The sequence below is a fragment of the Microbacterium sp. bgisy203 genome (assembly GCF_057706945.1).
In genome coordinates, this window is the sequence record NZ_JBYIPF010000009.1 from 58,532 (window position 1) to 77,418 (window position 18,887).

Annotated in this window: 21 protein-coding genes; 11 read left to right on the forward strand and 10 right to left on the reverse strand. The window is 70.7% G+C overall.

What is annotated here, in order from left to right:
* Positions 1–37 precede the first annotated feature (37 nt).
* Positions 38–733: an alpha/beta fold hydrolase gene (locus tag AC3ENQ_RS12445; protein ID WP_431805048.1), complete on the forward strand. Its 696-nt coding sequence runs from the start codon at positions 38–40 to the stop codon at positions 731–733.
* A gap of 12 nt (positions 734–745) precedes the next feature.
* Here the strand turns inward: AC3ENQ_RS12445 and AC3ENQ_RS12450 are convergent, their stop codons facing one another.
* Positions 746–1,456, reverse strand: coding sequence for a beta-ketoacyl-ACP reductase (locus AC3ENQ_RS12450; protein WP_431805050.1), 711 nt, complete (start codon positions 1,454–1,456; stop codon positions 746–748).
* A gap of 85 nt (positions 1,457–1,541) precedes the next feature.
* On the opposite strand from AC3ENQ_RS12450, the gene AC3ENQ_RS12455 reads away from it, so the two are divergent.
* The 4 genes from AC3ENQ_RS12455 (at position 1,542) to AC3ENQ_RS12470 (ending at position 3,797) form a co-directional block, all read left to right on the forward strand.
* On the forward strand, positions 1,542–2,111 hold the full coding sequence (locus AC3ENQ_RS12455; RefSeq protein WP_431805052.1) for a DUF4190 domain-containing protein: 570 nt from the start codon (positions 1,542–1,544) through the stop codon (positions 2,109–2,111).
* A 65-nt stretch (positions 2,112–2,176) separates the two neighbouring features.
* Positions 2,177–2,629: a DUF3099 domain-containing protein gene (locus AC3ENQ_RS12460; RefSeq protein ID WP_431805054.1), complete on the forward strand. Its 453-nt coding sequence runs from the start codon at positions 2,177–2,179 to the stop codon at positions 2,627–2,629.
* 8 nt (positions 2,630–2,637) lie between these two features.
* Positions 2,638–2,847: a hypothetical protein gene (locus AC3ENQ_RS12465; RefSeq protein ID WP_431805113.1), complete on the forward strand. Its 210-nt coding sequence runs from the start codon at positions 2,638–2,640 to the stop codon at positions 2,845–2,847.
* On the forward strand, positions 2,844–3,797 hold the full coding sequence (locus tag AC3ENQ_RS12470) for an SURF1 family cytochrome oxidase biogenesis protein (RefSeq protein ID WP_431805056.1): 954 nt from the start codon (positions 2,844–2,846) through the stop codon (positions 3,795–3,797). The genes AC3ENQ_RS12465 and AC3ENQ_RS12470 overlap by 4 nt, the downstream gene beginning before the upstream one ends.
* A gap of 181 nt (positions 3,798–3,978) precedes the next feature.
* Here the strand turns inward: AC3ENQ_RS12470 and AC3ENQ_RS12475 are convergent, their stop codons facing one another.
* Both AC3ENQ_RS12475 and AC3ENQ_RS12480 read right to left on the reverse strand, forming a co-directional pair.
* The gene (locus AC3ENQ_RS12475) at positions 3,979–4,356 is read right to left on the reverse strand and encodes an HAD family hydrolase (protein ID WP_431805058.1); all 378 of its coding nucleotides are present in this window, start codon (positions 4,354–4,356) and stop codon (positions 3,979–3,981) included.
* Between the two features lie 19 nt (positions 4,357–4,375).
* The gene (locus AC3ENQ_RS12480) at positions 4,376–5,974 is read right to left on the reverse strand and encodes an ABC-F family ATP-binding cassette domain-containing protein (RefSeq protein WP_431805060.1); all 1,599 of its coding nucleotides are present in this window, start codon (positions 5,972–5,974) and stop codon (positions 4,376–4,378) included.
* Between the two features lie 277 nt (positions 5,975–6,251).
* Between AC3ENQ_RS12480 and AC3ENQ_RS12485 the strand changes: the two genes are divergently transcribed.
* The 6 genes from AC3ENQ_RS12485 to AC3ENQ_RS12510 all read left to right on the forward strand — a co-directional run bounded on the left by AC3ENQ_RS12485 (position 6,252) and on the right by AC3ENQ_RS12510 (position 11,990).
* Positions 6,252–6,884 carry a biotin transporter BioY gene (locus AC3ENQ_RS12485; protein ID WP_431805061.1) on the forward strand — a complete coding sequence of 211 codons (633 nt, stop codon included), beginning with the start codon at positions 6,252–6,254 and terminating at the stop codon, positions 6,882–6,884.
* 154 nt (positions 6,885–7,038) lie between these two features.
* Entirely contained in the window at positions 7,039–8,064 is a 1,026-nt protein-coding gene (locus AC3ENQ_RS12490) for an iron-siderophore ABC transporter substrate-binding protein (protein ID WP_431805064.1), read from the forward strand.
* On the forward strand, positions 8,061–9,128 hold the full coding sequence (locus AC3ENQ_RS12495; RefSeq protein ID WP_431805066.1) for a FecCD family ABC transporter permease: 1,068 nt from the start codon (positions 8,061–8,063) through the stop codon (positions 9,126–9,128). Before AC3ENQ_RS12490 ends, AC3ENQ_RS12495 begins: the two co-directional genes overlap by 4 nt.
* Positions 9,128–10,216 carry a FecCD family ABC transporter permease gene (locus AC3ENQ_RS12500; protein WP_431805068.1) on the forward strand — a complete coding sequence of 363 codons (1,089 nt, stop codon included), beginning with the start codon at positions 9,128–9,130 and terminating at the stop codon, positions 10,214–10,216. Before AC3ENQ_RS12495 ends, AC3ENQ_RS12500 begins: the two co-directional genes overlap by 1 nt.
* Positions 10,213–11,076 (forward strand): ABC transporter ATP-binding protein, encoded by an 864-nt coding sequence (locus AC3ENQ_RS12505; RefSeq protein ID WP_431805070.1) that lies wholly within the window; start codon positions 10,213–10,215, stop codon positions 11,074–11,076. Before AC3ENQ_RS12500 ends, AC3ENQ_RS12505 begins: the two co-directional genes overlap by 4 nt.
* Entirely contained in the window at positions 11,073–11,990 is a 918-nt protein-coding gene (locus AC3ENQ_RS12510) for a siderophore-interacting protein (RefSeq protein ID WP_431805071.1), read from the forward strand. The genes AC3ENQ_RS12505 and AC3ENQ_RS12510 overlap by 4 nt, the downstream gene beginning before the upstream one ends.
* Here the strand turns inward: AC3ENQ_RS12510 and AC3ENQ_RS12515 are convergent.
* Genes AC3ENQ_RS12515 through sufB form a run of 7 tightly spaced genes read right to left on the reverse strand, consistent with a single transcriptional unit; the run spans position 11,960 to position 18,739 of the window.
* Positions 11,960–13,399 (reverse strand): MFS transporter, encoded by a 1,440-nt coding sequence (locus AC3ENQ_RS12515; protein ID WP_431805072.1) that lies wholly within the window; start codon positions 13,397–13,399, stop codon positions 11,960–11,962. The genes AC3ENQ_RS12510 and AC3ENQ_RS12515 overlap by 31 nt on opposite strands.
* Entirely contained in the window at positions 13,396–14,556 is a 1,161-nt protein-coding gene (locus AC3ENQ_RS12520) for a MalY/PatB family protein (protein WP_431805073.1), read from the reverse strand. Before AC3ENQ_RS12520 ends, AC3ENQ_RS12515 begins: the two co-directional genes overlap by 4 nt.
* Positions 14,557–14,600: 44 nt before the next feature.
* Positions 14,601–14,930 carry a metal-sulfur cluster assembly factor gene (locus tag AC3ENQ_RS12525; RefSeq protein ID WP_431805074.1) on the reverse strand — a complete coding sequence of 110 codons (330 nt, stop codon included), beginning with the start codon at positions 14,928–14,930 and terminating at the stop codon, positions 14,601–14,603.
* A 9-nt stretch (positions 14,931–14,939) separates the two neighbouring features.
* On the reverse strand, positions 14,940–15,710 hold the full coding sequence (sufC, locus tag AC3ENQ_RS12530; RefSeq protein WP_431805075.1) for a Fe-S cluster assembly ATPase SufC: 771 nt from the start codon (positions 15,708–15,710) through the stop codon (positions 14,940–14,942).
* Positions 15,711–15,723: 13 nt separating this feature from the next.
* The gene (locus AC3ENQ_RS12535; RefSeq protein WP_431805076.1) at positions 15,724–16,053 is read right to left on the reverse strand and encodes a non-heme iron oxygenase ferredoxin subunit; all 330 of its coding nucleotides are present in this window, start codon (positions 16,051–16,053) and stop codon (positions 15,724–15,726) included.
* Positions 16,050–17,321, reverse strand: coding sequence for a Fe-S cluster assembly protein SufD (gene sufD, locus AC3ENQ_RS12540; protein ID WP_431805077.1), 1,272 nt, complete (start codon positions 17,319–17,321; stop codon positions 16,050–16,052). Before sufD ends, AC3ENQ_RS12535 begins: the two co-directional genes overlap by 4 nt.
* Entirely contained in the window at positions 17,321–18,739 is a 1,419-nt protein-coding gene (gene sufB, locus AC3ENQ_RS12545) for a Fe-S cluster assembly protein SufB (RefSeq protein WP_431805078.1), read from the reverse strand. Before sufB ends, sufD begins: the two co-directional genes overlap by 1 nt.
* Positions 18,740–18,887: the final 148 nt, after the last annotated feature.

Sequence of the window (18,887 nt, forward strand, 5' to 3'; positions counted from 1 at the left end):
CTCCCCGATGTCCGACCCGCCGCGTAGCGTGCCAGGCATGGACATCATCCTCATCCCCGGCCTCTGGCTCGACGCCTCCTCGTGGGACGACGTGCTGCCCACGCTCCGCGACGCGGGGCTCACCCCCGTACCGCTGACGATGCCGGGGGTCGGCGAACCGGCATCCGCCAGTTCCGACATCCGCATCGCCGACTGGGTGGATGCCGTGGTCCGCCGCATCGACGAGGCCGACGGCGATGTCGTGGTCGTCGGGCACTCCGGCGGCGGCAACGTCGCGTGGGCGGCCGCCGGCGCGCGCCCTGACCGCGTGGCGCGCGTGATCCTCGTCGACACCGCCGTCCCGTTCGAGGGCGGGATGATCTCCGAGTTCGAGGAGATCGACGGTGTCATCCCGTTCCCCGGCTGGGACTTCTTCGACGCCGACGACGTCGCCGACCTCGACCAGCCGACGCGCGCCGCGACCGCGCCACGCGCCCTCAGCGTTCCGGCGAAGGTGCCGACCGACGCGATCGCACTCGGCGACGAGCGTCGCCGCGACGTCCCGGTGACCGTCCTGTCGGGCGGGCTCGACGACGCGGCGTTCCGCGCGTTCCTCGCGCAATGGGGTCCGTACGCCGACGAGTTCGACGCGATCGCCAACACCGAGGTCGTGCGGCTGGGCACCGGCCACTGGCCGCAGTTCTCGCAGCCTCAGAGGCTTGGTGAGGCGATCGTCGCCGCGGTCGAGCGCTGATCCGACGGGGTGTCAGTGCCCCATGCCGAGGCCGCCATCGACGGGGATCACGGCGCCTGAGATGTAGGCGGCGTCATCCGACGCGAGCCAGGTCACGACGCCTGCGACCTCGTCGGGGGTCGCGAAGCGCCCCGCCGGAATGTTGCGTTTGTACTCGGCCTGGGTGTCTTCGGGCAGGTCGGCGGTCATGTCGGTCTCGATGAAGCCCGGCGCGACGACGTTGGCCGTGATGCCGCGCCCGCCCAGCTCGCGGGTGAGCGAGCGGGCGAACCCGACGAGCGCCGCCTTCGACGACGAGTAGTTGATCTGCCCGGCCGAGCCGTAGAGGCCCACGACGCTGGAGATGAGGATGACGCGGCCCCACTTGGCGCGGAGCATTCCCTTCGAGGCGCGCTTGACGACGCGGAACGTGCCCCCGAGGTTCGTCGAGACGACCGAGTCGAAGTCGTCCTCCGTCATCCGCAGCAGCAGCGTGTCCTTGGTGATTCCGGCGTTCGCGACGACGATCTCGACGGCGCCGAGCGTCTTCTCGACCTCGGTGAAGGCGGCATCCAGCGATGCGGCGTCGGTCACGTCGGCGCGCACCGTGAGGGTGCCCTCGGGGCCTTCGCCCGAGCGCGCGGTGACGGCCGTCTTGTAGCCGGCTGCGACGAACCGCTCGGCGATCGCGCGACCGATGCCGCGGTTTCCGCCGGTGACGAGGACGACTCTGTCAGTGGACATGCTGCTCCATTCGCGCGAGGACCCGGACCAGCCTAGCGGCGCCTGTCGTCGCGCTAGGCTGGGCGCACCGGCGAAAGGAGCCACCATGACCGACACGAACGACACCCCGCCCTACGGCGACGGCGCAACGAATGTCCCGCCGGTGCCGCCCGTGTATCCGGCCCCCGGTGCTGCCGCTCCTGTCACGCCGCCGCCCGCAGCTTCTCCGTATGGCGCCGCCCCCGCCTACGGCGCACCCACTCCTCCTCCCGCCGCCGCGCCGTACGGCTCAGCGCCGACCGGGCCCTACGGTGCGGCTCCCGGCAGCCCCGCGGCAGCACCCGCCTACGGCGCCCCGAATTACGCGGCAGCGCCCGCCTACGGTTACGGCGCGCACGCGCCGGCACAGAAGACCAACGGGCTGTCGATCGCGTCGCTCATCGCCTCCATCCTCGGCATCATCGGCGTGCTGCCCTTCGTCGGGTCGCTCGCGGGCGCGATCATGGGGCACATCTCGCTCGGTCAGATCAAGCGCACGGGCGAGGGCGGCCGCGGCATGGCGCTCGCCGGCGTCATCGTGGGGTGGGCCGGGGTCGCACTGTGGGTGTTCATCGGCCTCCTGCTGCTGTTCTTCATCGGCATCGCCGCGTCATCGGGCTCGAGTTACGGCGCCTGAGCCCTCCGCCCGGCACGGGTTGCCCCGCCGCAGTCGCGCCCGGCGCGGCGTAGGCTTGTCGGACCGTGAGAAACTCCTCCACCCAGTCGGCGACCTCCCTTCCGCGCGCACCCCGTGACGACGCGAACAGCCGCATGGGCAAGTACCTCATCATGATGGTCGTCCGCGTGGCCTGCTTCATGCTGATGCTCTTCATCCAGCCCTACAGCTGGTACACGTGGCTCTTCGCGATCGGGGCGATCTTCCTGCCGTACGTCGCAGTCGTCGTGGCGAACGTCGCGAGCGGTAGCGCCGAGAACGCCATCGCACCTGAGCGGGCGCTCACCGCCGGCCCCGCACCCGCGCCGGCGCCCGCCGCCGCCGCGAACGGCATCGTGAACGGTGCCGGGCAAAGCGGCGTCATCCGTATTCAGGAGTCGCCCCGGCCTGCGACATCCCCCCGCTCTGCGGCATCCCCCCGCTCCGCGCAGACACCGCCCCCGGCATCGACCTCGCCATCGACGGGTGACGACGCGTGAGCGCCGCGATGTGCTCCCGCGCAGGATGCCGAGACGACGCACGCTGGCAGGTGGTATGGCGGAACCCGCGCATCCACACGGCCGACCGCCGCAAGATCTGGGCCGCGTGCGACGCGCACGTGGGCTACCTGCGCGACTACCTGGCCGCGCGGGACTTCCCGGTGGCGGTGGAGCCGATGCCGGCTCCGAGCGTCGAGCGCGCGGAGGCGGCATCGTGAACCGCACCGCTCTGCGCTGGACCGGATACGTCGCCATCGCGGTCGTCTTCGCGATCGCGTGCGCGTACCTGTCGCACTGGCAGTTCAGCCGCAACGAGGAGCGCGAGCGTCAGCTCACCCTCATCGCCGCGAACTACGACAGCGATCCCGTGGCGCTTCGCGATGCTCTGGGGGCGGACGGATCGTTCGACCGGAGCGACCAGTGGCAGCCCGTGACGCTCACCGGTACTTACCTCGCGGAGGACACCGTGCTCGCGCGCAACCGGGCGCACGGCGGGACGGCGGCATTCGAGGTGCTCGTCCCCTTCGAGACGACCGAGGGCGACGTGTTCCTCATCGACCGCGGCTGGGTGCCGCCGGGCGACGACCAGCCCGACCCCGACCACATCCCGGCACCGCCCGCCGGCGAGGTGACGCTCATCGCCCGCCTCATGCCGGGCGAGCAGCTGCGCAACACGAATCAGTCGGCTCCCGAAGGACAGGTGCCGACGATCAACCTTCCGCTCGTCGCGGAGGAGACGGGGCTCGAGAACCTCATCACGAGCGCGTACGGCCTGATGGCCTCCGAGGACCCCGCGCCCGAGACCCGTCCGCACGCGCTCGAGTCCCCCTCGGAAGACCCGGGCCCGCATCTGTCCTACGCGATCCAGTGGATCCTCTTCGCGGTCATGGGCTTCGTCTTCATCTGGTACATGATCCGCACCGAGCTGCGCCATCGCCGTGAGGATGCCGAGGACGCCGCCCTCGAGGCGGCCGGGGCCCGCGGGGGCGACGAGCCCCCGACCGCCGCCGGTGCGGAGAGCGAGCCGGCGGAGGCCGACGCGTCATCGCCCATCGGCGCGGATGCCGAGGCATCCCGCGCCGCGCCGCGCCGCACCCGCCGGTCGGGCGCCCGCCGCCGCGACCGTGACATGGAGGAAGAGGACGCGCTCCTCGACTCGTCGCGCTGAGCCCCCTCGCCGCGAGCCCGTGCCCGCACGCCGCGTCAGCGACGCAGGGGATCTCATGGCCACAGGACGCGTGAGCGCTCCCGCGTCCTGCCTCGGTGACATCTCCTGGCTCCGTGATGCGCGCGCGGCGCACCGGCCGCGAAGTCACTGCCCGGTGACGATACCGACGAGCTCCGAGAGCTCATGGATGCCGGTGACCCCGGCGTCGTCCACCACCTGGTGCCCCCTGGGTGAAGTGGACGAAGCGCGCGCCGAGGTCGGCGGCGAACTCGCGGTCGTGCGCCGTGTCGCCGATCATCAGCACTTCACCCGGCGCGTAACCCGAGGCATCCAGCCAGGCGGCATCGCGATACAGGTCGCTGGGGATGCCGGCATCCGCGTAGAAATCGCTCAGCGGAAACCGGAAGATGCTCCGGTAGTGCGAGGTGGATGCCAAGGGGGCGCGGTCGAAAGCGGCGAGCGTGTCGTTCATGATGCGCATGCAGCGCTCGACGTCATCGAGGAGCGTGCCGTTCCAGTCCCAGCACACCGCGCGGATCGTCGAACCCGACCGCGTCACGCCTACTCGCCCGACCGCGTCACGCCAACTCAATCAGGTCGACGTAGTCGCGACCCCAGATGTCCTCGACGCCGTCGGGCAGGATCAGCACCCGCTCGGGGTTCAGCGCCTGGACGGCGCCCGAGTCGTGCGAGACGAGCACGACGGCGCCCTCATAGTGCGCGAGCGCACCGAGGATCTCCTCGCGCGAGGCGGGGTCGAGGTTGTTGGTCGGCTCGTCGAGGAGCAGCATGTTGGCGCTCGAGACGACGAGGGTCGCGAGCGAGAGTCGGGTCTTCTCCCCACCGGAGAGGACGCCCGCGGGCTTCAGCACGTCGTCACCGGTGAACAGGAACGAGCCGAGCACCTTCCGCGCCTCGGTCGCCGTGATGTCGGGCGCGGCGGACATCATGTTCTCGAGCACCGAGCGGTTCACGTCGAGGTTCTCGTGCTCCTGCGCGTAGTAGCCGATCTTGAGACCGTGGCCGGGTTCGAGGACACCTGTGTCCGGCTCGTCGACCCCTGCGAGAATGCGGAGGAGCGTCGTCTTGCCGGCCCCGTTGAGGCCGAGGACGACGACCTTCGAACCGCGGTCGATCGCGAGGTCGACGTCGGTGAAGATCTCGAGCGATCCGTAGGACTTCGAGAGGTTCTTCGCCATGAGCGGCGTCTTGCCGCACGGCGCGGGCTTCGGGAACCGGAGCTTCGCGACGCGGTCTTCCTGGCGCACCTCTTCGAGGCCGGAGAGCATCTTCTCGGCGCGCGCGACCATCTGGTGCGCGGCGGCCGCCTTCGACGCCTTCGCCCCGAATCGGGCGGCCTGCAGCTGCAGCTGGGTCGCCTTCTTCTCGATGTTGACGCGCTCCTTCTTGCGGCGCTCCTCATCGGCCACCCGCTGGCGCAGGTAGTTCTTCCAGTTCATGTTGTAGACGTCGATGACCTGACGCATGGCGTCGAGGTAGAAGACGCGGTTGACGGTCTCGCCCACGAGTTCGACGTCGTGGCTGATGACGATGAGCCCGCCCTTGTAGTTCTTGAGGAACTCACGAAGCCACACGACGCTGTCCGCATCGAGGTGGTTCGTGGGCTCGTCGAGGATCATCGTCTGCGCGTCGGAGAAGAGGATCCGTGCGAGCTCGATACGCCGCCGCTGACCACCGGAGAGGGTCTTCAGCGGCTGGTCGAGAATGCGGTCGGGCAGCGACAGGTTGTGGGCGATGGATGCCGCTTCGGCCTCCGCCGCGTAACCGCCCAGGGCCTCGAAGCGCTCCATGAGGTTTCCGTAGCGGCGCATCGCCTTGGCGGCGACCTTCTCGTCGGCATCCCCCATCTCGAGCGACGCCTCGTGCATCTGCAGCGCGAGACTGCCGAGGCCCCGAGCGTCGAGGATGCGGGTGCGGGCGAGCATCTCGGGGTCGCCCGACCGCGGGTCCTGCGGGAGGTAGCCGAGTTCGCCGGAGCGCTCGACCTTGCCGTCGGCGGGGATGAGGTCGCCGGCGAGGACCTTCGTCAGCGTCGTCTTGCCGGCACCGTTCCGGCCGACGAGACCGATCTTGTCGCCGTCGGAGACACGGAAGGACACGTCCGACATGAGGGTGCGCGCGCCCACGCGGATCTCGAGATCGTGCACGGCGAGCACAGCGGACGTCCGTTCTTCTGAGGTGGAAAGAGGGGGTGGGTGGGCCGGCCGAGAGGCCGAACCTCCAGTCTACCGGGGCTCCCGCCGACCGCGGCCCGCTCCTCGCCGCCGTCGCCCCGCCCACGGCGTTGTCCATGTCGGATAGGGAGGCCACGTTTCTTTGGTGGACGGCGTCCAACAGGACGGCGCGTCGCGCCCCTAGGCTGAGTCTCGCGCCCGCGCTCCCGCCCGCGCCACACGACACCGCACGACACCCGCTCAACAATGAGGAGCCCGCATGTCCCTCGCCCTTCCCGCCCGCCGTCCGGTCCTGGCGGACCTCATCGCCCGTCCGTCCGACCGCGCGCGCGCGTTCGCGCTCGATGCCGTGCTCGTCGTGGCGGGCGCCGCGGTGGTCGCCCTGCTCGCACAGGTCGAGGTGCCGCTGTGGCCCGTGCCGATCACGGGTCAGACCCTCGCGGTCGTCGTCGTCGGCGCAGCCCTCGGGGCGCGGCGCGGCGCCGCGGCGCTGCTGACCTACCTCGTCGCGGGCCTCGCGGGGCTCCCCGTCTTCGCCGGCTTCACCGGAACGATCGCCGCCGTCGCGAAGCCCAGCTTCGGCTTCATCATCGGTTTCGTCTTCGCGGCCTTCGTCGCCGGGTGGTTCGCCGAGCGCGCGTGGGACCGCAAGCCCCTCCTCGCCTTCGCCGGTTTCGTGCTCGCGAGCGCGATCCCGTTCGTCTTCGGCATCCCCTACATGGCCCTCATCCTCAACGTCGTGGGCGGCGGCTCGTTCGGTATCGGCGAGATCCTCAAGTTCGGGCTGTGGCCCTTCATCGTCGGCGGACTGGTCAAGGCCGCACTCGCCGCGCTCATCATCCCCGCGGCGTGGGCGGGCGTGCGACGTCTCGACCGTACAAAGTCGTCCTGACCCCTTGATCGACCGATGCCCCCGCCGTCCCGCACGGTGGGGGCATCGTCGTTCTCCCGCTTCCCCCCGCCCCATCACGGGAGCGGTTTCGCATCACGGTGCTCGCGGAAGTAAGGTAAGGGTGCCCTTACCGCATCCGAACGAAGGATCGCCCGTGCCCCGCATCCGCACCGCCGCCGCCCTGACGGCCGCCGCCGCGCTCCTGCTCACCGGCTGCGCGAGCTCCGGCTCCGCCCCGTCCTCGACGGACGGCGCCGCCGACTCCGACGCGTTCCCCGTCACGATCACGCACGCGCTCGGCGAGACGACGATCCCCGCCCAGCCCGAGCGCGTCGCGACGATCTCGTGGGGCAACCAGGATGTCGCCCTCGCGCTCGGTGTCGTCCCCGTCGGCATGGACGCGCAGGTCTGGTCGTGGACCGGCAACGCCGACCCGGGCGTCTACGAGTGGACGAGCGACAAGCTCGCCGAGCTCGGTGGCGACGAGCCCACCCTCTTCGACGTCACCGACGGCATCGACTTCGAGGCCATCGCCGACACGACGCCGGACGTCATCCTCGCCGCCCAGTCGGGCCTCACCGAGGAGGAGTACGGCACCCTCAGCGACATCGCGCCCGTCGTCGCCTACCCCGACATCCCGTGGTTCACGCCGTGGCGCACGCAGATCACGATGAACGCCGAGGCCCTGGGGATGAAGACCGAGGGCGAGGCGCTCGTCGCCGATCTCGACGCCCAAATCGCGGACGCCACGGACGGCGCCGGCTTCGACGGAAAGACCGCCGCGTTCTTCTACATGAGCTCGTCCGACCTCTCCTCGGTCTCGCTCTACACGGGCGGCGACTCGCGCACCGCGTTCCTCACCGACCTCGGGTTCACCGAGCCGAAGGTCGCTGCGGACGCCGCCGCGAAGGGCTCGTTCTACCTCGACTTCAGCGCCGAGAACGCCGACCAGCTGAAGGACGTCGACGTCATCGTCACGTACGGCGACGAGACGCTCTTGCCGGCTCTGCAGGCCGACCCGCTGTGGAGCACGCTTCCCGCCGTCAAGAACGGCGCGGTCGTCGCCGTCGGCGAAGGGAATGCCTTCAGCGCCGCCGTCTCCCCCACCGCCCTGTCGATCCCGTGGGTGCTGACCGACTACGTCGCGAAGCTCTCCGACGCCGCGGCGAAGGTGCAGTGACCTCGACCTCCGCGACCCCGACGCCGAGCGCGCGCCGCGCGTCCACCCCGCAGGTGGGCGCGCGGCGTCGCGTCGTCGCCCTCGTCGTCGGCGCGCTCGCGATCGTGCTGTCGGTCGCGCTCTCCCTGGCCTTCGGCTCACGGCCCGTGGATGCCGGGCAGGTGCTCGACGGCATCGGGTCGTGGCTTCGCGGGGAGACCCCGACCGACATCGGCGCGCTGGCGGTGCAGAGCCGCATCCCCCGCACCGCGGTCGCACTCCTCGCCGGCGCCGCCCTCGCCCTGTCAGGTGCGCTCATGCAGGCGATCACCCGGAATCCGCTCGCCGATCCCGGCATCCTGGGGGTCAACACCGGCGCCGCGCTCGCGGTCGTTTCGGGCATCGCATTCTTCGGTCTCTCCAGCGCCTGGGGCTATCTCGGCTTCGCGCTCGTCGGCGCATTCGTGACGGCCGTCTTCGTGTACATCGTGGGGTCGGTCGGGCCGGGCGGCACGACCCCCATCAAGCTCGCACTGGCAGGCGCGGCGACGACCGCGGCGCTGTCGTCGCTCGTCTCCGCGATCCTGCTGCCGCGGAAAGCGGTCATGGACGAGTTCCGCTACTGGCAGGTGGGCAACGTCGCCCGCGCCGATTTCGAGACGCTGACCGTCATCGTTCCGGTCCTCATCATCGGCGGCCTGATTGCGCTGCTGTGCGCGTCGTCGCTCAACGCCCTCGCGCTCGGCGACGATGTCGCGGTCGGCCTCGGCGTGCGCGTCGGGCGCGTCCGCATCGTGGCCGCCGTCGCCGGTGTCGCCCTCTGCGCGGCCGTCACCGCGATCGCCGGGCCCATCGGGTTCGTCGGCCTCATGGTGCCGCACGCCGTCCGCGCCCTCACGGGACCCGACCAGCGCTGGCTGCTGCCGATCTCGGCGGTGGGCGGCGCCGTTCTCCTCACCCTCGCCGACACGCTCGGCCGCGTCATCGGATCCCCCGGCGAGGTCGAGGCGGGCATCATCACCGCCTTCCTCGGGGCTCCCGTCCTCATCGTCATCGCCCGCCGCACTCGGATGAAGGCCCTCTGATGGCCACGGTCACCGCCTCCGCGCTCCTCGGACTCGGCGCCGGCCTCGATGCCGACCTCGACGCCGACATCGCGCGCGTCCGCGCCGGGCGCGCGCGCCGCACCCGCCGCCGCACGATCGCGCTCATCGCGATGGGCATCCTCATCGTCGTCCTCTTCGCCGCGATGCTCATGCTCGGGAACACGATCTACCCGGTTTCCGACGTCATCGCGGTGCTCCTCGGGCAGCAGGTCCCGGGCGCCTCGTTCACCGTCGGCACGCTCCGCCTCCCCCGCGCGATCACAGCGGTCCTCGCGGGCGTCGCGTTCGGGGTCGCCGGATCGACCTTCCAGACGATGCTCCGGAATCCCCTCGCAAGCCCCGACGTCATCGGCATCACGTCGGGCGCGAGTGCCGCCGCGATCCTCTCCCTCGTCATCCTGCACTGGTCGGCGGGCGTAACGATGGCCCTGGCTCTCGGCGCAGGGCTCGCGACCGCCGCGCTCATCTCCCTCGCTGCGCGCGGCGGCGAGTCGACCGGTGGTCGCCTCATCCTCATCGGCATCGGCGTGGGCGCGATGTTGGATGCCGTCGTCGCCTATCTCCTCCTCCGCGCGGCAGTCTGGGACCTCCCGGCAGCGGCGCGCTGGATGACCGGCAGCCTCAACGGCTCGCGCATGGAAGAGGTGCCGCCGCTCGCGATCGCGGTCGTCGTGCTCGTGCCCGTCGTGCTCCTGCTCGCGCGGAACCTCGGGGCGCTGGAGCTGGGAGATGCGACCGCGACCGCCCTCGGCGTGCGCGTCGACCGCACACGGCTCCTCCTCGTCCTCGCCGCCGTCGCCCTCGCCTGCGTCGCGACCGCGACGACCGGCCCGATCGCGTTCGTCGCGTTCCTCGCCGGTCCCATCGCCGCCCGGATCGTCGGGCCCGGCATTCCCCTCGTGCTTCCCGCCGCCCTCACCGGCGCGTGCCTGGTGATGGGCGCCGACCTCCTCGGACAGTTCGCGTTCGACACGAAGTTCCCCGTGGGCGTCATCACCGGCATCCTCGGCGCACCGTACCTGCTCTACCTGCTCATCCGCACCAGCCGCCGGGGAGGATCCTCATGACCATGCCGCACTCGCTCAGGACCGAGGCGCTCGTCTCGGGCTACGGCCGCACGGTCGTCGTCGACGGCGTCGACCTCGAGATCCCCGACGGAGAGGTGAGCGTCATCGTCGGCGCGAACGCCTCGGGCAAGTCGACGCTGCTCAAGACCATCGCGCGCCTCCTTCCGGCGCAGTCCGGGTCGGTGATCCTCGACGGCCGCGCGATCGACCAGGTGCCGACGAAGGAGCTCGCACGGACCGTCGGCCTCCTCCCCCAGCAGCCCGTCGCGCCGGAGGGCATCGCCGTGGCCGACCTCGTCGGGCGCGGCCGGCACCCGCACCAGAAGCTCTTCCGCAGCTGGAGCACCGAGGACGATCGCGCCGTCACTGAAGCGCTCGCCGCGACCGGAACGCTGAAGCTGGCCGACCGCGCCGTCGACGAGCTGTCGGGCGGCCAGCGTCAGCGCGTCTGGATCGCGATGGCGCTCGCGCAGCAGACCGACATCCTGCTCCTCGACGAGCCGACCACGTTCCTCGACGTGTCGCACCAGATCGACGTGCTCGACCTCCTCGCCGACCTCAACGCGACGCGCGGCACGACCGTCGTCATGGTGCTCCACGACATCAACCTCGCCGCGCGCTACGCCGACCACCTGTTCGCCGTCCGCGCCGGAAAGCTCATCGCGTCGGGTGCGCCCCGCGACGTCGTCGACGCCGACCTCGTCCGCGGCGTCTTCGACCTCGACGCGCTCGTCATCGACGACCCGGCGTCGGGAACGCCGCTCGTCCTTCCCCGCGGGCGCCACCGCGTCCTGCCCGCCGCCCCTGTTCAGACCGCCGCCCCCGCCCACACGCCCGTCCAGACCGGAGAACACCGATGACGACCGCGACCACCACCCGCCCGACGAGCCGCTTTTTCCGCGCCCGGGTGAGCGCGATCACCGACCTCAGCCCGAGCTTCCGGCGCTTCACACTCCAGGGCGACGACCTCGCCGACTACGGCGACCCCGGGTTCGATCAGCGCATCAAGGTCGTCTTCCCGACCGCGACGACGTCGATCGACGACATGCCGACGGGCGAGGACTGGTGGACGGCGTGGCGCGAGATGGACGACGACGCGCGGCCGCCGTTCCGCACCTACACGACGCGGTACGTCCGCCGCGAGGCACGCGAGGTCGACATCGACATGGTCTCGCACGCGGTCGAGGGCCCCGCCTCCGCGTGGATCGCGAACGCGCAGGTCGGCGACGAACTCCTCATCTTCGCACCCACGACCGCCCACGAGGGCGTCAGCTACGGCATCGACTTCGTTCCCCCGGCGCACACCGAGCAGCTGCTCCTCGCGGGTGACGAGACCGCCGCGCCCGCGATCGCCGTCATCCTCGAGCAGCTCCCGCCCGACGCGACAGGCGTCGTCGTGCTGGAGGTCCCCGACGACACGGACGCCGCCTACCTCCCCCACCACCCGGGCTTCGAGGTGCGGGTCGCCTCCCGCGCGGGCGGCGAGAGGCACGCGTTCCTCATCGACGCGGTGACGGATGCCGCGGACCGTCTCGCCCCGGCCGGTCGCGGCGCCGAGGTCGAAGAGGTCGACATCGACCGCGACATCCTCTGGGAGGTGCCGCGCACGGCGAAGGGCGGCGCCGCCCTGAAAAGCGCGCCGCTGTACGCCTGGCTCGCCGGCGAGGCGGGAGCGATCAAGACGCTGCGACGCCAGCTCGTCACGGCGCGTGGCGTCGATCGGCGCGCCGTCGCCTTCATGGGCTACTGGCGGCTCGGCCGCTCGGAGGTGTGAGCCTCCGCGGCCGCGGCACCGGTCGCACCCGCCTCGGTCACGGCACCTCGCCCCATTCGCAGGCCCGGGACGACCGCCAGCACCGCGAGGGCCGCGGCGATGAGGAAGACGGCGGGGAATCCGGCATCCGTCGCCGCGAGTGCGACGAACGTGAGCCCCATGACGGCGATGGATGCCGACGCTCCCACCGAATCGGAGATCGACAGCGCCGCCGAGTTGAATCCCTGGTTCTGCGGCGTCGAGTACGACAGTGTCAGCACCGACAGCCGGGGGTACATGAGCCCCATGCCCGCTCCCGCGAGCGCCCACCCGGCGATGATCACCCACGGCGCCAGGTGCCATGCGGCCGTCGCCGCCGCGAGGAGCGTCGCCGCGGCGAGCAGCGCGCAACCCAGGAGCGCGATGCGTGCATCACCGATGCGATCGCCGAAGCGGCCCTGCACGTCGGCGGCGGCCGCCCACGAGAGCGCCGCGGCGGTGAGGCCGAAACCGGCCGCCGTCGCCGAGAACCCGTAGTCCACGATGAGCAGGTAGGGCACGTAGATCTCCGCGCCGAACAGAGCCCCCGCAATCAACGCCCGCATGAGGATGACGCTCGGCAGGCCGCGTCGGGCGACGAGGGTGCCGCGCGGCACGAGCGGCCGGATCGACAGGACGATCGCGACGAGCGCGGCGACGACGACGAGCAGCATCCACGGCCCCGCCTCTCCCGCGAGGCTCAGCGCGAGGGCGCCCGCGGCGACGACGGTGGCGAGCGCGAGCCGCCGCGCGACCGGCTCGCGTGACGGGGTTGCGGTGCGCAGGTCGATGCCGTGGAGCCGCGCGAACACGACCGCGAATGCCACCAGCGTGAGCGCCGCGACACCCCAGAACACCCAGCGCCAGTGCGCGTGCTCGGCGACGAGCCCCGCGAGCGAGGGCCCCACGATCGAGGGGATCACCCATGCGGCGGAGAACGCTGCGAACACCCGCCCGTGGAGGGCCACGGGGTAGACACGTGCCACGACGACGTAGAGGGCGACGGTCTGCCCGCCCGTGCCGAGACCCTGCAGCAGACGCCCGACGACGAGCATCGGCATGGAGGTCGCGAACCCGGCGATCAGGAGCCCCGCGACGAAGAGCGCGACCGACGTCGCGAGCGGCAGCACCGGGTCGCGACGGTCGCACCAGGCGCCGACGGCGACCATCCCGATGACGCTCGTGGCGAGCGTCCCCGAGAAGGCGACGGCGTACAGCTCCGCACCCCCGAGATCGTCGCTCACGAGCGGCATGACGGTCGTGACCGCGAGCGACTGCGTCGCGGCGAGGAAGATCATCGCGACGGCGCCGGCCGTCACCCACACCCAGCGCGGATGCCAGATGCCCTCGACGACCTCCGGCGCCGCGCCCACCGGCGGCGAGGCGCTCACGCCCGCGCGACGGCGCCGATGCGCTCGATCGCCTCCGTGAGGAGCTCGGGCGCGCACCCGAAGTTCAGGCGCGCGAACCCGACTCCCTGCGGGCCGAACAGTGGCCCGTGGTGAAGCGCGACCTTGGCCGCGCGACGCAGATACGACGCAGCGTCGTCGCCCCACCCGTAGGCCGACAGGTCGATCCACGCCAGGTAGCCGGCATCCGGAACCCGATAGACGGCCTCCGGCAGGTGCGCGGCGAGGAGGTCGGCGAGGAGCCTGCGGTTGCCGTCGAGCGTCACGCGGAGCGAGTCCAGCCAGGCATCGGATGCCGGATCGAACGCGGCGACTCCGGCGTTCGCGCCGAACAGCCCCGTGCGCCACTCGACCTCGTCGCTGAGACCGCGAAGCACGGCGGCCGGGCCATCCGCGGCGGTCACCATGAGGGCGCACTTCAGGCCCGCGAGGTTGTACGCCTTGGAGGCGCTCGTGACGGCGTACCCGACCTCGGCCGCGGCCGGCGAGGCGGCGAGGAACGGCGTGTAGACGCCGTCGCCGTGGACGAGCGGCGCGTGGATCTCATCGCTGATGACGACCGCGCCGTGACGCGCCGCGATCTCCGCGAGGGCGGCGAGGGATGCCGCGGAGTGCACCGTGCCGGTGGGGTTGTGCGGGTTGCACAGCAGTACGGCGCGCGCGCCGCCCGCGAGGGCTGCCTCGATCCCTGCGAGATCGAGCTCCCACCCCGACCCGGTGTCGGTCAGCGGGACGGGCTCGACGAGGCATCCGGCCTCTGCCGTGCACATCGCGAACGGCGGGTAGACGGGAGGCGTCGTGACGACGCGGTCGCCGGGGGTGGTCACCGCACGGAGGATCTCGACGACTCCCATCATGACGTCGGCGGTCGTGCGGATGCGCGCCGGGTCGACCTGCCATCCGAATCGGCGCCCGGCGAAGCCGGCGAACGCCGCACGGATACCGGGATCGGGCGGCGTGTACCCGGTGTCACCGATCGCCACGGCCTCGGCGAGCACCTCGGTGATCCGCGGCGCGAGCGGGAAGTCCGTCTCGGCGACGAACATCGGGATCACGTCTGCCGGGTAGGTGCGCCATTTCGTACTCGTGCGACGGCGTAGCACATCGATCGGAAGCGCCTGAAGGGGGGTGATGCTCACCCATCGAGCCTACCGACGGTGCGCGGCCTCGGGGCGGGGCGCCGTCAGATCGCGAAACCGAGCGCGCGCATCATGTCGCGCCCGTCGTCGGTGATCCGCTCGGGTCCCCACGGCGGCATCCACACCCAGTTGATGCGGAACCGGTCGACGACCTCGTCCAGCGCCTGCGCGGTCTGCTCCTCGAGTACGTCGGTGAGCGGGCACCCGGCGGAGGTCAGCGTCATGTGGATGACGAGCGCGTCGTTCTCCTCGTCCCAGGAGAGGTCGTAGATGAGGCCGAGGTCGACGACGTTGATCCCGAGCTCGGGATCCATGACGTCCTTGAGCGCCTCGGTGACGTCGTCGTACTTCTCGGGGCTGAGAGTCGCGGTCATAGATCGATCCTAGGCTTCGATCGGAGCAGCAGGGTCGAGGAATCTGTCGTAGCCTTCGTCCTCCAGCCGCGCCGCGAGCTCCGGGCCGCCCTCTTCGACGATGCGGCCGGCGACCATCACGTGCACGAAGTCGGGCGTGATGTAGCGGAGGATGCGCGTGTAGTGCGTGATGAGCAGCACTCCGAGGTCGGTCTCGGCCTTGGCACGGTTGACGCCCTCCGACACGATCTTCAGCGCGTCGACGTCCAGGCCCGAGTCGGTCTCGTCGAGCACGGCGATCTTCGGCTTCAGCAGCTCGAGCTGCAGGATCTCGTGACGCTTCTTCTCGCCGCCGGAGAAGCCCTCGTTGACGTTGCGGCCGGCGAACTTCGGGTCCATGCGGAGGTTCTTCATCGCCTCCTTGACATCCTTCGTCCACGCGCGGATCGCGGGCGCCTCGCCGTCGACGGCGGTCTTGGCCGTCCGGAGGAAGTTGGTCACGGTGACACCGGGGATCTCCACCGGGTACTGCATCGCGAGGAAGAGCCCCGCGCGGGCGCGCTCGTCGACGGACATCGCCAGGACGTCCTCACCGTCGAGCGTGATGGTGCCCGAGGTGACGGTGTACTTGGGGTGTCCGGCGATCGTGTAGGCGAGCGTCGACTTGCCCGAGCCATTGGGGCCCATGATCGCGTGGGTCTCGCCGGTCGAGACGGTGAGGTTCACACCGTTGAGGATCGGGGTCTGCCCCGCCTCGGTCTCGACGGTCACGTGGAGGTCGCGGATCTCGAGAACAGCCATGTCAGGTTCCTTGTCAGTTCACTTCTTTGAGGACGGTGGGGTCGATGAGGACGTCGTCCCCGTCGATCACGACCTCGTAGACGGGCACCGGCTCGTACGCCGGCAGGTTCAGGGGGCGGCCGGTGCGCAGCGAGAACGCCGAGCCGTGCGCCCAGCATTCGAGCGTCTCGCCTTCGACGAAGCCGTCGGCCAGCGAGATGTCACCGTGCGTGCAGGTGTCGCCGATCGCGTGGACCTCGCCCTCGGAGTCGAGGACGACGGCGATCGGAACGCCGTCCACCTCGACCCGCACGGCGGTGTCCTGGGCCAGGTCGCTGAGGTTCAGGACCTTCTGGGCGCTCACGCCGATGCCTCGGTGGATGCCTCGGCCGCGTCCGCGGTGATGCTGTCGGTGAGGGCGAGTTCCGCTTCGATGGCCGCGATGAGTTCGTCCTGCAGATCGGGGATATCGAGCTTCTGCACGATCTCGGCGAGGAAGCCGAGGACGACGAGGCGCCGGGCCTCGTCTTCGGCGATGCCGCGAGCCTGCAGGTAGAAGAGCTGCTCGTCGTCGAAGCGGCCGGTCGCGCTCGCGTGGCCGGCGCCGACGATGTCGCCCGTCTCGATTTCGAGGTTGGGGATCGAGTCGGCGCGCGCACCCTCGGTGAGCACGAGGTTGCGGTTCGCCTCGTAGGAGTCGGTTCCCGTGGCATCCGGTCCGATCAGCACGTCACCGATCCACACGGTGCGCGCTCCGGCACCCTGCAGGGCGCCCTTGTAGAGCACGTCGCCGACGGTGTGCGGTCCCTTGTGGTGCAGGTACACCTGGCTCTCGAGGTGCTGCCCGGAGTCGGAGAAGGCGAGGCCGTAGAGCTTGCCGTCCGCGCCCGCACCGGCGAGCTCGACCGACGGGTTCACGCGCACGATACCGCCGCCGAGGCTGACGACGACGTGGGTGAGCGACGCGTCGCGGTCGACACGCGCCTGGTGGGAGGCGAGGTGAATCGCGTCGTCGTCCCAGCGCTGCACGCTGACGACGGTGAGCGACGCGCCGTCGCGCACGATGATCTCGACGTTCTGCGCCTGCTGCGCCGTGCCTTCGTGGCGGAGGATCACGGTGCCGCGGGAGTGCGGCTGCGCCTCGATCACGACGTGCGCGTGCGCGACGCCGCCGCGCCCGGTGAGGTGGACGACGATCGGCTCGTCGAGCTCGACATCCGCGGGAATGCGCACGAGCGGCGCCTCCGCCTCCTGCGCCCACGCGATCGCGCTCGGCAGGTCTTCGGGCCGGAAGACCTCGCCGCGCGGAGCCTCGCCGACGGCGAGCCGGCTCTGCTCGACGTCCTCGGGGGCGCGGACGGCGACGTCGATCACGCCGTGCGGGGCGGGCTCGTCCACGAAGAGCGCGGCCAGCTTCTTCAGCGGCGTGTGCTTCCAGTTGACCTCGGTGCCGGTCGGCGTTCCGAAGTCTCCCGGGTCGAACGACGTGGGGCGCTCGGAGCGCGTCTGCACCGGGACGAACGAGTCGCTCTCGGGGATGCCGGGCTGACGACGGTCGGCGAGGCGCGCGGCAGGGTCGATGTGACCCTCCGCCGTGTTCTCGGAGGCGGGGGCCTGGGTGGGTGTCGTCATCAGCCGACGGATCCTTCCATGCCCATCTCGATGAGCTTGTTGAGTTCGAGGGCGTACTCCATCGGGAGCTCGCGGGCGATCGGCTCGATGAAGCCGCGGACGATCATGGCCATCGCCTCGTCCTCCGGCATCCCGCGGCTCATGAGATAGAACAGCTGCTCTTCGCTGACCTTCGACACAGTCGCCTCGTGCCCGAGCTGCACGTCGTCGACGCGGATGTCGATCGCGGGATACGTGTCCGACCGCGACTGCGTGTCGACGAGCAGCGCGTCGCAGCGCACGGTGTTCGCGGAGTGGTGCGCGTTCGCATCGACGCGGACCTCGCCCCGGTATCCCGCGCGTCCGCCGCCGCGGGCGATCGACTTCGAGACGATCGACGACTGGGTGTAGGGCGCCATGTGGATCATCTTCGCGCCGGCATCCTGGTGCTGGCCGGGGCCGGCGAAGGCGACCGACAAAGTCTCGCCCTTCGCGTGCTCGCCCATGAGGTAGATCGACGGGTACTTCATCGTCACCTTGGAGCCGATGTTGCCGTCGATCCACTCCATCGTCGCGCCCTCGTGGGCGACGGCGCGCTTGGTGACGAGGTTGTAGACGTTGTTCGACCAGTTCTGGATGGTCGTGTAGCGCACGCGGGCGTTCTTCTTGACGATGATCTCGACGACCGCGGAGTGCAGCGAGTCGGACTTGTAGATCGGCGCGGTGCAACCTTCGATGTAGTGCACGTACGAGCCTTCGTCGGCGATGATGAGGGTGCGCTCGAACTGGCCCATGTTCTCGGTGTTGATGCGGAAGTAGGCCTGCAGCGGGATCTCGACGTGCACGCCCGGAGGCACGTAGACGAACGATCCGCCCGACCAGACGGCTGTGTTCAGCGCGGCGAACTTGTTGTCGCCCGCAGGGATCACGGTGCCGAAGTACTCCTCGAAGAACTCGGGGTGCTCACGGAGGGCCGTGTCGGTGTCCATGAAGATGACGCCCTGGCGCTCGAGCTCTTCGTTGATCTGGTGGTAGACGACCTCGGACTCGTACTGCGCGGCGACGCCGGCGACCAGGCGCGCACGCTCGGCCTCGGGGATGCCGAGCTTCTCGTACGTGTTGCGGATGTCTTCGGGGAGGTCCTCCCACGACTGCGCCTGCTTCTCGGTGGAGCGGACGAAGTACTTGATGTTGTCGAAGTCGATCTCCGACAGGTCCGCACCCCACGTGGGCATGGGCTTTCGGCCGAACAGCTGGTGGCCCTTGAGGCGCGTCTTCAGCATCCATTCGGGCTCGGCCTTCAGCGCCGAGATGTCACGCACGACCGCTTCCGACAGTCCGCGCTTGGCGCTCGCGCCGGCGGCGTCAGGGTCGTGCCAGCCGAACTCGTAGACACCGAGCCCGTCGAGCTCGGGTCGGTCGATGAGCACATCCGACATGGCTTGCCTCCTTCGTGCCCGCGGTGTCATCCGCTCCGGCATTCCGGGTTCTTCGTCGTTCTCACGGTGGAGGGTCGTGGACGGAGAGCCGGATGCCGCTTTCAGGGCCGCTCTGCGCGCTCCGGCCTGTCGGCCGTCGCGCTCGGGA

What these genes read in the sequence shown, in the direction of transcription:
- sufB (WP_431805078.1), bottom strand. Translation starts at nt 18,739, where the DNA reads ATGTCGGATGTGCTCATCGACCGACCCGAGCTCGACGGGCTCGGTGTC.
- AC3ENQ_RS12465 (WP_431805113.1), top strand. Translation starts at nt 2,638, where the DNA reads ATGTGCTCCCGCGCAGGATGCCGAGACGACGCACGCTGGCAGGTGGTA.
- AC3ENQ_RS12525 (WP_431805074.1), bottom strand. Translation starts at nt 14,930, where the DNA reads ATGACCGCGACTCTCAGCCCCGAGAAGTACGACGACGTCACCGAGGCG.
- AC3ENQ_RS12505 (WP_431805070.1), top strand. Translation starts at nt 10,213, where the DNA reads ATGACCATGCCGCACTCGCTCAGGACCGAGGCGCTCGTCTCGGGCTAC.
- AC3ENQ_RS12445 (WP_431805048.1), top strand. Translation starts at nt 38, where the DNA reads ATGGACATCATCCTCATCCCCGGCCTCTGGCTCGACGCCTCCTCGTGG.
- AC3ENQ_RS12510 (WP_431805071.1), top strand. Translation starts at nt 11,073, where the DNA reads ATGACGACCGCGACCACCACCCGCCCGACGAGCCGCTTTTTCCGCGCC.
- sufD (WP_431805077.1), bottom strand. Translation starts at nt 17,321, where the DNA reads ATGACGACACCCACCCAGGCCCCCGCCTCCGAGAACACGGCGGAGGGT.
- AC3ENQ_RS12450 (WP_431805050.1), bottom strand. Translation starts at nt 1,456, where the DNA reads ATGTCCACTGACAGAGTCGTCCTCGTCACCGGCGGAAACCGCGGCATC.
- sufC (WP_431805075.1), bottom strand. Translation starts at nt 15,710, where the DNA reads ATGGCTGTTCTCGAGATCCGCGACCTCCACGTGACCGTCGAGACCGAG.
- AC3ENQ_RS12500 (WP_431805068.1), top strand. Translation starts at nt 9,128, where the DNA reads ATGGCCACGGTCACCGCCTCCGCGCTCCTCGGACTCGGCGCCGGCCTC.
- AC3ENQ_RS12455 (WP_431805052.1), top strand. Translation starts at nt 1,542, where the DNA reads ATGACCGACACGAACGACACCCCGCCCTACGGCGACGGCGCAACGAAT.
- AC3ENQ_RS12485 (WP_431805061.1), top strand. Translation starts at nt 6,252, where the DNA reads ATGTCCCTCGCCCTTCCCGCCCGCCGTCCGGTCCTGGCGGACCTCATC.